The following is a 12,911-nucleotide window of genomic DNA, read 5'->3' on the forward strand; positions in this document are numbered from 1 at the left end:
ATAAAACGGTTTGATTTTTGGACAGACCTGTCACGCAGAGTGATATCCGCATTGTTTTTGAATGTTTTTCCCATAAATAACTCCTAAAATGTCAGATTTTAAAATTCTACCTAAAAATCTACATTTTTTTGATACTATAAAAAACCCTTTCATATCCTATTTCCCTTTTGTTTGTCGACGTAATCAAAAAGGAAAGTTAATTTCTAATAACCCCGCAATTTAATGCTTCTTTATCTTTCAATCAAATTTTACTCTATAACAGTTATTTTGTCAATTTATATTTATCTCTAAATTAATTTACGCAAATGAACATATCAAAGTCACATAAAATTAATGAAAATAAGGGTTTTTTACCCTCCGGGCGGACCTGCCCTTGAATTAATTAACCCCGAACCGCTTACAGCTGATTGAAGTCTTATAGGAACCGGTTTATCATAAAATATTTCATGTTTTTTACTCTCAAAGTAAGCGTATATATCATTATTTTCCCCATAAGTTATTACCGGAAACCTTGCCACCCTTACAAGAAAACACACAGAACCGGAAACACCCACTTCCAGCCCGTTTATTTCCCACTGCACAACTGTTCTGGGAAGCCCATTTCCGTCTGTAACAGATGATGTTGTACACACACTACCCTGACAGAATAAAAAATCCACTTCATATGGTATGGTGTCCCAAATAACAAGATCTGTGACCACAGCCCCCACATTGGTAAACGTTATGCAGTATTGCAGCGTATCGCCTATAAGCGCCTCTGTCTGGCTTACAGACTTGTGCAAAGATACCCTGTCATACGGAGTATGCGTTGCGGTTGCAGTGTCTGTCGCTGTAAACGTTTCAGTACTTGTCGCGGTATGCGTCGCGGTATCTGTAGCAGTGTGCGTATTGGTAAAAGTATATGTATAGGTATGAGTTGCGGTCGCGGTATGAGTATTAGTAAACGTCCTGGTATTTGTAAAAGTATGCGTGAATGTATAAGTCCTTGTAAATGTATGCGTATTAGTATGGGTATTGGAAGGCGTGTCCGTGGGGCCGCCGGGCGTATATGTGTTGCTTGCGGTGAATGTATTTGTGGCTGTAAAAGTTGCCGTATTTGTTGATGTATACGTGTTTGAATTGGTAAAGGTGGGCGTTATTGTCCTTGTAAAAGTGTTTGTCGCGGTAAAAGAATTTGTATGCGTCAGGGTAAAAGTGGGCGTGTACACATTTGTTCTTGTATGTGTCATCGTGAAAGTATTTGTAAATGTCCGCGTGTATGTATGCGTAAATGTGTTTGTCCTTGTAAAAGTTGCAGACGGCGTATTTGTGGGGATACATTCCATCTGAACGGTGACAGTATTGGACTTAGCCCAGTCTGCAGGGTTATCTATCGGCCATTTTACACCCGCCACATTATCCCTGTAATCACAGGATTCCTGCGACCTGTCAAAATAATAATCCTTTACCCTTGCCGTTAAAGTCACGCAGGTCTGTCCCGGAAAACCCCTCAGCCAGCGGATGGAAAAAGAACTGCCGTCCCCGGTAAAACACGGGCTTCCGTCGCCGTAAGCGTCACAGCCGCCGCCATATGGCCCCGTAAAACCAAAACCGGGGTCAAAATCGTCAAAAACTTCCACTGTGCTTGTTGTATAATTTCCCGAGTTACATATTTCAAGCGTATACGTGACTTCGTTTGTTGTAATTCCTCCCGTCGGCGTTACAGACTTTGAAATCGTAAAAGCAGCCGGAGGCAGTGTCGGTACAGGCGTCATTATAAATTCCTGCCGCATGTATAAATGTTTGCAATCGTCTGTTTCCGCTCCGCTGCTTGCGTCGTATGACAACGGCTGAAGCCGCTGCCCTGTGCACGGGTCATAGATGATTTTTCCGTATATTGTCCCTGTTACCACTTCAGGATCCTGCCATGGAGCCACACCCGCGTCCTGATACTCCCTTGCCCACCATGTATTTCCCAACGAGTCATACGCAGGTTCTTCAGTACAACTTTCAATAAAATTAAGCCTCATCTGCGAAGCGCCGGTAGCATCGCTGTTTATACAGCTGTGGGTCCCGTCCAGACACGTCGCTTCAATCGACCAGCTGCCCCATACTTCGCAGCACCTTAAATTCTTAACTTTTATAGCGACAATATTCTGCGTTTCATCAAGTATATCGGGATCAAAAGTAACACATTTCGGAGAAGCGGTTTCATCCCAGTTCACATAAGTAAAAGCGTCAATATATTGCCCGTTTATCCACACATCCGCTATGTCATCAACAGCAACGCACAAAGTCGCGGCAGTGGGATTACACGCCGCCTGAACAGAAAAGGCAGATAGAAAAAATATGGATGCTGTAAGAAAAAACCTTTTAATATTCATAGGTCTCCTATAAAAACATCAGCAAATACTTGCCGCCCTATATACATTTTACAGTTATGTTAGTTTTTTGTCAACTTATTATAGTTCTGCAATAAAAACGATTACATAAATTTAAAATAAAAATACAGAATCATCAATATGTTTTGACGCGGTCAAATAATAAAAAGATGGCGCTCCCATTTATTTAAATCCGTCAATAGCCCCCGGAAAATAAACAGAAAGAAAAAACAACTCTTCACATCCGCATTTCAGGCAATAATCTGATTACGCTTTACCGTGAAAACAGAAAAATATTTCCGCCGTTACGCTAAATTACATCTGTTTAAGAAAAACAGCGGAATTCTTTATGTTCATAGAACCTGAAATATCATCAACATCCAGAACCCCAAGCACAACCGTGGTATTTTCCGGAAAAGCGCTTCCTTCCACACTTCTGTTAATTATCATGTTAAGCACATCATTTTTTACCTTGTCTGACGCAAAATGAAATTCTCTCATATACAGAACACACCCTTTTTCTTTGGATGCTTCAAAAAAACCTGTAAGCCAATTTGGAACTTTGTTTTCAAAAACAGAGGTTCCCACTTTTTCGGCCTCTATTGTCGTAAGGTCTTTTTCAATAAACTTTTCCCCCGCTTTTTTCGCGGACTGCGAAAGGATTTCAAGAACAGCTTTACGCTGATTGTGATAAAGCACAATACTTTCGTGCTCTTTTTTTTCCACCAATCCGTCAAAATAAGCCTGCGCTTCTTCTTTTGTTTTAAGTATTACCGACATGTCCGGCCTCCTATATTTTTTTTAACTTAAATGAGTTTTTACCCGTCTTTTTAACAGTATACATCAATTTATCCGCAAGGTGAATAAGTTCTTCCACATTTACTATAACTTTTTTCTTAACCGTCAGGACTCCAAAACTGTACGTAACCCCTTTAAGCGCGTGTTCTTCCGCGGCAAGATCGCCTTTTATTTCCTTTATAATTTTCAAAGCTTCCGCGGGGCCGCTGCCCATAACAAAAACCGCGAATTCATCCCCTCCAAGCCTGGATAAAAAACCTTTTTCACTTAACCTTTTCGTGATAATATCAGCGGTATTTTTAAGAACCAGATCGCCAAAAGCGTGCCCTCTTGAATCGTTAAGCATTTTGAAATTATCAATATCAAAATATATTATTGAATACGGCATTTTCTTCTTTTTATTCTCCGCCAGCGCTTTCTGAATCAAAACAGAAAACGACCGCCTGTTAAGCGCGCCTGTAAGCGGGTCAGTATCCGCCAGTTTTTTCTCCTTGTCATATTCCCCCTTAAGTTTCGAAAGTACAATTACAGCCAGAAGAAAATATGCAAGCCTTAAAACTATATTAGCCCATACCATCGCCGTGAACTCTGAATCCAGCTTAAAAAAAACCTCTTCAAATTCCCATACAGCAACAGCCACAAAAGAAACGGTAAACGCATATTTTCTGTCAGAAAACCAGACCGTCATGGCAACCGGAATCATATACAGCACGGAAACATCCACGCTTGATTCTGTTATATGATCCATATAGCCGATAAAAAAAACCAGAACCAAACCCGCGGTTAAAACAACGCTGTTTTTCAGTGACAAATTACCAATCATACATTTTAACCTTTCTTGCCGTGTTTATTAAACAGCTTGAATATTTCCATGGTCACTATCATCGCAAGGGACAATGCCGCCACCATAATCCAGCCTTTAAAATCAATAGGTTTTATCTTTAACAAATCCTGCATAAACGGAATTTGCATGCTTATGATATGCAGCCCCTGCGCGGCTATAACACCGGCTACAAGCAGGTAGTTTTTGCTTAACTTTACCTTAAAAACAGACACAGATTCCGACCTGCAGTTAAAGACATGAGCGTTTTCCAGAAGCACCATTAAAAGCAGTGTCATGTTTCTTGCTGAATCCACATCAAAACCCGCGGACAAAAAATAATACCAGACACCAAAAGCAAGCACAGCCATAACAACACCCGACAATATGGTCTGCTGCATCATCAAAGGGTTAAATATCCCCTCTTTTGGATTTCTTGGCTTTTTCTTCATTGCCCCTTCTTCACCGCCTTCAAATGCAAGCGCGGCTCCCTGTATTCCGTTTGTCACAAGGTTAAGCCACAGAAGCTGTATCGCCAGAAGCGGCGGCTGAATGCCTTCTTTGAAAAAATTCGCGGTAAATATAAGCGCCAGTATAAACAGCATTATCTCTGCCGCGCCTGTTGAGATAAGAAGGTAAATTACTTTGCGTACATTATCAAAAGCAAAACGCCCTTCTTCAACGCCGGCGACTATGGACGCAAAATTATCGTCGGTAACTATCATAGCGCCTGTATCTTTTGCCACATCTGTCCCGGACCCCATTGCCACGCCAATATTGGCTTTTTTCAAAGCCGGCGCGTCATTCACGCCGTCACCGGTCACAGCAACATAATGCCCCGATTTAATAAGGGCGCCTACAATCTGCAGTTTCTGCATGGGCGCCACGCGGGCAAAGACATGTGATGAAAGCACAGCCTTCATAAAAGGTTCGCCTTCCGGATCCCCAAGCGCTTCAAGCCGCGCTCCGGTTACAACTTCTTTTTCTTCTTTACAAATTCCAAGTTCTTTTGCAATCGCAAACGCGGTTACAGGATGGTCTCCCGTTACCATTGCCACTTCTATACCGGCATCGCGGCATTTATTTACAGCGGCTTTTGCTTCCGGCCTTAAAGGATCTATAAAACCAACAAGGCCGTATAATATAAGTTCTGACAAAGCCGCTTCATTTGCGCCCGATGTGCCCCCGCCGGCAACTGCCAGAACCCTGTAACCTTTTGAAGCAAGCATAAGCGCTTTTTCTTCAATATTCTTTTTATCTATAGGCGCTTTATTCCCGCCGCTGTCATAAACATAAGAACAAAAATCAACAACAGTTTCAACAGCGCCCTTTACGGCTGTTTTCAGATTTCCCGCATCTTTATAAAAAACAGCCGCGTATTTCTTTTCCGATTCATAGGGTATTTCTCCGACGGAAGGATACTTGGTTTTCAACTCTTCATGCAGATAACCCGCCTTTAGCCCAAGCGATATGAAAGCAATATCCATGGCATCGCCATAGTTAATCCATTTACCGCCTTTTTTTACAAGTGAAGCCTCATTGCACAGCATTCCGGAGATAACAAGCATGCTTTCCGGAGACCCCTCTTTAAGAATAAATTCTTTATTGTCCGCATCGGTCAAAGAACCCGTGTCGTTATAGCCCTCGCCTGATACATTGACAGAATTCCCTGAAGGAAATATAAGTTCTTTTACGGTCTGCTGGTTTACGGTAAGTGTTCCTGTCTTATCGCTTGCTATGTACGTACAGCTGCCAAGGCTTTCCACAGCCGTCAGTTTTCTTACTATCACATTTCTTTTTGACATCCTTTGGGTGGCGACAGAAAGCGCCACGGTCAAAGCCACGGGCAGGCCTTCCGGTATCGCGGAAACCGCAAGGGCCACGGCAAGAAAGAACACATCGCGCGCCGGATTCCCGCCTGCCAGCAGAATTCCCGCAACCGCGGCAGCGCTGATTAAAACTATTATACTTATCTGAGTACTGAACTTTTCCATCCTTATAATAAGCGGCGGTTTTGACCCGGCTTCGCCGGTAACTGTTTCTGCTATTTTCCCGACCTCTGTATTTAAGCCCGTCAGAATAACAACACCTGTTCCCCTTCCCTTTGTAACCGAAGCGCCGGCAAAAGCGCAGTTTGTCCTGTCGCTCACATCTGTTTTTTCATCAAGGGGCTGCGTATTTTTTTCCGCGGCCATTGACTCTCCCGTTAAAAACGCCTCGTCAATTTCCAGATTATTTGCCTCTAAAAGCCTTATATCCGCAGGAACCTTACTTCCGGATTCAAGATACACAATATCTCCCGGAACAAGTTCAGCACTGTCAATTTCCTGTTTGGCTCCGTCCCGCTTTACAAACGCCTTTACTTTTATCATTCCCTGCAGCGCCGCGGCACTCTGTTCCGCTTTATATTCCTGCTGAGTGCCTATCACGGCGTTAATAAGAATAACAAATAAAATAAAAGAAGCGTCTTTCAAATCCCCGACCGCGGCGGATACCACTGACGCGGCTAAAAGCACGTAAATAAGCGGGCTTAAAAACTGTTTTAAAAAGACAATAATAAGAGGCGTAGGCTTTTTAAGAGGAAGGTTGTTGGTCCCGTACTTTTCAATGCGCTGCTTTACCTGTTCTGATGTAAGGCCGGATTCAGCACATTCAAGTTTTTCCATTGCCTGTTTTCCGGTTAAAGCGTGCCAGTTAACCGCGGAAGAATCAGTCTCGGTCCGGATATTTTTTTTCATGATATGCTCCTTGTATAATAATTATTTTAATCAATATACAGGTTCAATACTTTCAGGTCAAGCAAATCAGGTTTAAAAACTTCCGGGCTATATTTTCCTGCCGTCTTTTTTCAGCCCCTTTATCATCGGTTCAAGGATAAAAGGCGGTATTAACGTGGTCAGCAGCACCATAAATATTGCAATACCGTAAAACCTTTCGTCAATTATTCCTTTAGCAAGGGCAAACGCGGCAATTATTATACCCACTTCTCCCCTTGGCACCATTGCCATCCCTATAAAAGAAGCCTTTTTAAAGCCCATATTCATAACAGGCAGCCAGCACCCTATAAGTTTGCCTGCAAAAGCAATAACCGTTATAACAAGCCCGGTAATTATAATCACAGGTTCCGTGAAAGCCATAACATTTACCTTCGCCCCCATAATTACAAAAAAGAAAACCACCAGCACATCTTCAAGAATTTCAAGTTTCTGTTTAATTTCATATTCCGATTCCCGTTCAGCCATTACAACGCCTGCCATAAAAGCGCCTACAATTGCCGCAAGCCCTATCTGTACGGCAACAACAGCATAAGTAAAACATACAACAGAACCGGCAATAAGCGGCGCGTTTCTGGCTTTAAAAGCCCCTATTGAATAGCCGAATTTTTTATTAAAGTGAACGCCGCCAAGCGTAAACAGCAGCAGAAAAATAATTATAACAAGGATTGTGGCAATTACGGCTGGCAGCGAAATACTGCCTTTTTCGGCAAGCCCGCTTACCACAGAAAGCACTATAAGGCCAAGTATATCGTCAATTACCGCCGCTCCAAGCACAATTCGGCTAACTTCTTCGGACATAAAATTTAAGTCCTTTAATATTCTGGCGGTAATGCCCACACTGGTAGCCACCATTATGGCGCCCATAAACATTGACTTGATGTTATTGCTGCCGGTAAGCCTCATATAAATATACCCAAGAATAAAAGGCAAAACAACACCGCCTACCGCAACCCAAAAAGCCTTAAACCCCACTTTTGTAAGGTCAGACAGTTTTGTTTCCAGCCCTATTGAAAAAAGAAGCAGTATGACAGCCACTTCGGCTATAACTTCAAAGGTAAGATGCATAGACGGGTCATTTAACTGCAGCACATTAAGCACATAGGGCCCAAGTATAATACCCGCAAGCAGTTCTCCGATTACAGCGGGCTGCTTCATTTTTTTAAAGATAAAACCCACAAATTTAGCCGCGACAAACGCGATTAAAAGCTGAAAGATTATCTTTGACACCATAGCATGGGTGTCGCCGCCGGATGATGCCGCGTGGCTTACCGCGGCTATTGTGGCTGATGCCGCATCTGTTACAGTGGCCATTTAATTACCCTATAACCGTTGTTATCACTTTTTTCAGCTGGGCTTCCGCTACCACTCCCACTATCTGATTTACCATTTCCCCGTTCTTAAAAAACAGTATGGTGGGAATGCTGCGTATCCCAAGTTCGGAAGGCGTCTGAGAATTGGAATCCACATCCATTTTTAACACTTTTATCTTTCCCGCAAATTCGGCTGCCATCTTATCAACAACGGGCGCTATCATCTTGCACGGGTTGCACCACACCGCCCAGAAATCAACCATCACAGGAATATCCGATTTTAAAACTTCCGCGGAAAATGTCGCGTCTGTTACGTTTGCTGCTGTACTCATTTGTTGCCCCCTTGAATTCTTTTATTGTTTTCTGTCAACCACAATTTCCCTGAAATCCGCAAAACGCTTCATCCATAAGCTTATTTCAGACAGCATATTTAACCTGTTTATGCTGGCTTTTTCGTTGTTTTTATCATTAACAAGCACCTTTTCAAAGTACGCGTCTATTTCCAGTTTTAAAGAGGCAATGGTTTCATACGCGCCCCCAAAATCTTTTATGTCAAGCATCCTTGTCATCTTTTCTTTGACAGTATAAAATCTGGCGTAAAGTTTCTTTTCTTCTTCGGCATCAAATAAAGCTGTATCTGTTTCTCCGGGTTTAAACCCTTCGGGGATAATATTATTCACCCTGCTTAACGTGAAAATTATCTCATTAAACCTGGGCCTTTTTCTGGCCCCCGAAAGCACAAGTGCTTTTTCATAATCATCAAGCAGGTTTAATCCTTCTTCTTTAGGAAGCGCGTTTATAATATCGTAATCAATATTTCTGTCCTTAAAATAATTAAGCTCCCTCTGGCGGAAAAAATCCAGAAGTTCTTTTTCATCGCAGCTTTTTCCAAGTTTCGACCTGTATTCGTCCATCACCGCGGAAATCACCCTGCTTAGGTTTATATCAAGCGTCTTTTCAAGTATTATGTAAATGGCGGTCAGCGCCTGGCGCCTTACCGCGTAAGGGTCTTTGCTGCCCGTAGGTTTAAACCCGGCAATAAAGAAACCGCAGATATTGTCAATTTTGTCCACAAGGCTCAACAAAAGCCCCTCTTTGGTGGACGGCAATACATCGCCTACAAAGTTAGGGTAATACTGTTCTGCCACTGCCTTGCATATCTTTTCCGGTTTGCCCTGTTCATGAAAATACACGCCCCCCATAAAACCGCGAAGGCTTACGTATTCTTTTTCGCTTACCATATCGGTTACAAGGTCAGCTTTTGAAAACCTTGCCGCCTGTGCTAAAAGTTCCGGATTATCATATCCAAAAAGCGTGTCAGACATAGCCGCTATGGAAGTCAATCTCTCCACCTTCTGAAACATGGTGCCAAGCCCCGTTATGAATATTGCATCCTTTAACTTTGGAAGGTTGTCTTCTATGGGCTTCTTTAAATCTTCCTGATAGAAGAACTCCGCGTCTTTTAACCGCGCAAAAAGCACCTTAGCGTGCCTTTGCGTTACAAAATCATTATTTCCATCCCCGCCGTCGCGCACATTTACAAAATAATTTGTAAACTCGCCGTTATCTTTTGTAACCGCAAAATAACGCTGGTGTTCCCTCATAGCTGTTATAATCACTTCTTTAGGCAGAAATAAAAATCTTTTATCAAACTCTCCCGCCACCACTTTTACGGTTTCAACGGACTGGGCAAGTTTTTCAAGGAGCACCTTATCCGGAAGTATTATCATTCCTTTTGCTTTTAATATTTCACGCGCCTTGTCGGCAATCTCTTTTTCCCTTTCATCCTGCCGTATTATTATGCCGGCTTTCTTCATAACGTCAAAATACGCGTCCGCGGATGATACTTCTTCTTCCTTATTTGAATGTTCAAATTTATGAAGGCGTGTTTTGTTGCCGGATTTTATATTGCCCCAGGTAAAGTTAATAACTTCGCTTCCAAAAAGAGCCAGCATCCACCTTACCGGACGCGCGAATGTTACTCCGGATGCGTCCCAGGTCATGGTTTTAGGGAATTTTACCGCGTTTATTATCTGCGGAAATATCTCGGCAAGCACCTCTTTTGAAGGCCTGCCTTTTTCAAACACGCTTACGAATATAAATTTCTTGCCGTTTTCTTCGGTTATTTTCGCGTCCTTTTCGCTTATGCCGGCTTTTTGAAAAAAGTTTCTGCCCACATCGGTAAGAACGCCGTCTTTATACGCGATATCATATTTGGGGCCTTTCTTTTCAAAAGACAGGTCTTCCTGCACGCCTGCGGCGTCTTTAATAAACAGCACAAACCTTCTTACGGTAAAATACGTTTCTATTGACGCGTATTTAATTCTTTTTTCAAGAAGAATTTTTTCCGCGTTTTCGCGTATGTTATTTATGGCAGGCGCAAGGTAATCTGCCGGTATCTCTTCTGTCCCTATTTCCAGAATTACATTCATTATTTCTCCCGTTTCTTAATGTATTCTTCCGCGCATAACTTGGCAAGGTCCCTTATTTTTTTTATGTACGTGGGCCTCTCCGCAATAGAAATGGCTTTTCTGGCGTCCAGAAGGTTAAACGCGTGCGAGATTTTAAGCACATAATCGTACGCCGGAATAGGCAGCGATTTTTTAACCAGTTCTTCGCCCTCTTTATAGTATTTTTCCAGCACATCAAGAAGCATATCTATGTTAGCATGTTCAAAATTATAAGCGGAGTACTGCTTTTCATTTTCAAGAAAGACATCGCCGTAAGTCACATTTTCATTCCACTTTATGTCAAAAGCGCTGTCCACACCCTGAATATACATTGCAATTCTTTCAAGCCCGTAAGTTAATTCAGCCGTGATCGGGTTTAACTGAATCCCCGCCATCTGCTGAAAATACGTGTACTGGGTAATTTCCATCCCGTCAAGCCACACCTGCCAGCCAAGCCCCGACGCGCCCAAAGTGGGTGATTCCCAGTCATCTTCGTTAAACTTAATGTCATGGTCTTTTATTTTTATGCCTATGGCTTCCAGCGAATCAAGGTACATGCGCTGAATGTTTTCCGGGGCCGGTTTCATTATCACCTGATACTGGTAATAGTGCTGAAAACGGTTGGGGTTTTCTCCGTACCGTCCGTCTTTGGGCCTTCTGCACGGTTCAATAAAAGCGGCGTTCCATGGCTTGTCGCCAAGGCACCTGAAAAATGTGGCGGGATTGAATGTGGCCGCGCCTTTTTCCATGTCATAAGGCTGCACTACAATACAGCCCTTATCTGTCCAGAATTTCTGTAAAGTAAATATCAGGTCCTGAAAATACATTTTAATACCGCCTATTTTTCAACAGCTATTTTTTCAATTACAATTATTATTACCGCGCCCGCCGCCATAATAAAAAATGCTATGGCTGTTTCGGCGCTTAACTCCGGCATATTCCACTGATAGCCCGCCACAACTTCCCTGCCCTTACGCATAATTACCTGCCCAAGCGAATCAAGTTTGGGTATGGCTGTTTTCCAGGGCCATATAAGAAGCAGCGACCCCGCTATAAAACCGGTAAGGGTTGCAATAGTGCCGTCTTTAAACTTTTTCATAATCCACGATATTATATGGGCAAAAGCAACGATACCCACAACACACCCTAAAGCAAAAGGTATTAATACCGCTAAATTCATTTCACTTATACCCTTAATTACAACAAGTTCATAATTGCCCATAAGTATAAGGACAAACGAGCCTGAAATTCCCGGCAGTACCATACTGCATATTGCCACCACTCCGCATAGAAAAACATAAAGGAAATTGGCGTTTTCAGAACCGGGAGAAATAAGCGAAATAACAACCGCAACAGCGGCGCCCACTACAAACATAATCCATATGGTTACTTTCCATTTAGAAACTGTTTTACCCACATAATAAATTGAAGCCAGAATAAGCCCAAAGAAAAACGCCCATATATAAACAGGGTAATTCGCAAACAGATATTTAAAAAGTTTTGCAACCGAAATTATGGCAACAGCCATACCCGTGCCCATTGCGGCTAAAAACATAAAATCCACACGGGCGGCAAACCCTTTAAAATCGCCTTTCAAAAGCAGTTTTACGGCTTTTATATCAAAAGATTTTATCGCGTTTATAAGCCTTTCAAATACACCCACTATTACAGCCAGCGTACCGCCGGACACTCCCGGAATTACATTTGCAACGCCGATTGAAACGCCTTTTAAAGCGTTAACAATGAATTCATTAACTGTATTATTACCTTTCTTTTTTTCCGTTTCATTAATTTTTATTTTTTTCTTCACAGATCCCCCGATTTTTCAGAACAGCTTCGTATTCTTAATTGAACATCTTTTATAACAAATAAAGCAAAATATTAATGGTGGAGCAGATCGGGATCGAACCGACGACCCTCAGACTGCCAGCCTGATGCTCTCCCAGCTGAGCTACTGCCCCACCTGATCCGGGATTTAAAAATTCAAACCTTTTCATTGTCAAATACCGATTTTTACAGGCATTTCTTTAAAAAAATAAGTTAAAGTATAGTATATTTTCATAGCATAAATGTCAAGCGCAATTTGGAGGCTTAGAGGCTTAGATGCTTGGAGGCTTGGCGGACAGGAAGAGCCGAGGGACGGAGGGACAGAGGGACGGAAGGTCGGAAGGTCGGAAGCAAAGACAATAACAAGACAAATACCGAGAATTCGAAAATTAGATTAACACATACAGGGCTTGGGTGTGTTTTTTCAGTATGCGCCGCCTTAACATACTGTGTATGCGCCAGAAGCGCTTTAATGCAACGCCGGTTGGAGCGAGCCTGCGAAGCGGAAATCCCCGAGCTTGCGCGAGTTTACGAGCGCAAGTGTTAGGGGACGGCATACATGTATGTGC

Annotated in this window: 9 protein-coding genes and 1 tRNA gene; all 10 read right to left on the reverse strand. The window is 42.6% G+C overall.

Going from position 1 to position 12,911, the window contains the following annotated elements:
- Nucleotides 1–350: 350 nt before the first annotated feature.
- Nucleotides 351–2,363 carry a DUF11 domain-containing protein gene (locus tag JXR81_08250; GenBank protein MBN2754835.1) on the reverse strand — a complete coding sequence of 671 codons (2,013 nt, stop codon included), beginning with the start codon at nt 2,361–2,363 and terminating at the stop codon, nt 351–353.
- Nucleotides 2,364–2,675: 312 nt separating this feature from the next.
- Nucleotides 2,676–3,140 (reverse strand): hypothetical protein, encoded by a 465-nt coding sequence (locus tag JXR81_08255; protein ID MBN2754836.1) that lies wholly within the window; start codon nt 3,138–3,140, stop codon nt 2,676–2,678.
- A gap of 10 nt (nt 3,141–3,150) precedes the next feature.
- Nucleotides 3,151–3,981, reverse strand: a complete 831-nt coding sequence (locus tag JXR81_08260; GenBank protein ID MBN2754837.1) for a GGDEF domain-containing protein — start codon at nt 3,979–3,981, stop codon at nt 3,151–3,153.
- Nucleotides 3,982–3,986: 5 nt separating this feature from the next.
- Nucleotides 3,987–6,716, reverse strand: coding sequence for an HAD-IC family P-type ATPase (locus tag JXR81_08265; protein MBN2754838.1), 2,730 nt, complete (start codon nt 6,714–6,716; stop codon nt 3,987–3,989).
- Between the two features lie 87 nt (nt 6,717–6,803).
- Complete coding sequence (locus JXR81_08270) at nt 6,804–8,066, reverse strand: cation:proton antiporter (protein MBN2754839.1); 1,263 nt, start codon at nt 8,064–8,066, stop codon at nt 6,804–6,806.
- A 4-nt stretch (nt 8,067–8,070) separates the two neighbouring features.
- Nucleotides 8,071–8,397 (reverse strand): thioredoxin, encoded by a 327-nt coding sequence (trxA, locus tag JXR81_08275; GenBank protein MBN2754840.1) that lies wholly within the window; start codon nt 8,395–8,397, stop codon nt 8,071–8,073.
- A 21-nt stretch (nt 8,398–8,418) separates the two neighbouring features.
- On the reverse strand, nt 8,419–10,497 hold the full coding sequence (locus JXR81_08280) for a glycine--tRNA ligase subunit beta (protein MBN2754841.1): 2,079 nt from the start codon (nt 10,495–10,497) through the stop codon (nt 8,419–8,421).
- A complete protein-coding gene (locus JXR81_08285) occupies nt 10,497–11,342 on the reverse strand; it encodes a glycine--tRNA ligase subunit alpha (protein ID MBN2754842.1) in 846 nt (281 codons plus the stop codon). The genes JXR81_08280 and JXR81_08285 overlap by 1 nt, the downstream gene beginning before the upstream one ends.
- Before the next feature lie 11 nt (nt 11,343–11,353).
- Nucleotides 11,354–12,325 (reverse strand): DUF368 domain-containing protein, encoded by a 972-nt coding sequence (locus tag JXR81_08290; GenBank protein MBN2754843.1) that lies wholly within the window; start codon nt 12,323–12,325, stop codon nt 11,354–11,356.
- Between the two features lie 75 nt (nt 12,326–12,400).
- A tRNA-Ala gene (locus JXR81_08295) sits at nt 12,401–12,476 on the reverse strand.
- Nucleotides 12,477–12,911 lie beyond the last annotated feature (435 nt).

The organism is Candidatus Goldiibacteriota bacterium (genome assembly GCA_016937715.1).
Classification (GTDB): domain Bacteria; phylum Oederibacteriota; class PGYV01; order PGYV01; family PGYV01; genus PGYV01.

What these genes read in the sequence shown, in the direction of transcription:
- JXR81_08285 (MBN2754842.1), bottom strand. Translation starts at nt 11,342, where the DNA reads ATGTATTTTCAGGACCTGATATTTACTTTACAGAAATTCTGGACAGAT.
- JXR81_08260 (MBN2754837.1), bottom strand. Translation starts at nt 3,981, where the DNA reads ATGATTGGTAATTTGTCACTGAAAAACAGCGTTGTTTTAACCGCGGGT.
- JXR81_08265 (MBN2754838.1), bottom strand. Translation starts at nt 6,716, where the DNA reads ATGAAAAAAAATATCCGGACCGAGACTGATTCTTCCGCGGTTAACTGG.
- trxA (MBN2754840.1), bottom strand. Translation starts at nt 8,397, where the DNA reads ATGAGTACAGCAGCAAACGTAACAGACGCGACATTTTCCGCGGAAGTT.
- JXR81_08250 (MBN2754835.1), bottom strand. Translation starts at nt 2,363, where the DNA reads ATGAATATTAAAAGGTTTTTTCTTACAGCATCCATATTTTTTCTATCT.
- JXR81_08280 (MBN2754841.1), bottom strand. Translation starts at nt 10,497, where the DNA reads ATGAATGTAATTCTGGAAATAGGGACAGAAGAGATACCGGCAGATTAC.
- JXR81_08255 (MBN2754836.1), bottom strand. Translation starts at nt 3,140, where the DNA reads ATGTCGGTAATACTTAAAACAAAAGAAGAAGCGCAGGCTTATTTTGAC.
- JXR81_08270 (MBN2754839.1), bottom strand. Translation starts at nt 8,066, where the DNA reads ATGGCCACTGTAACAGATGCGGCATCAGCCACAATAGCCGCGGTAAGC.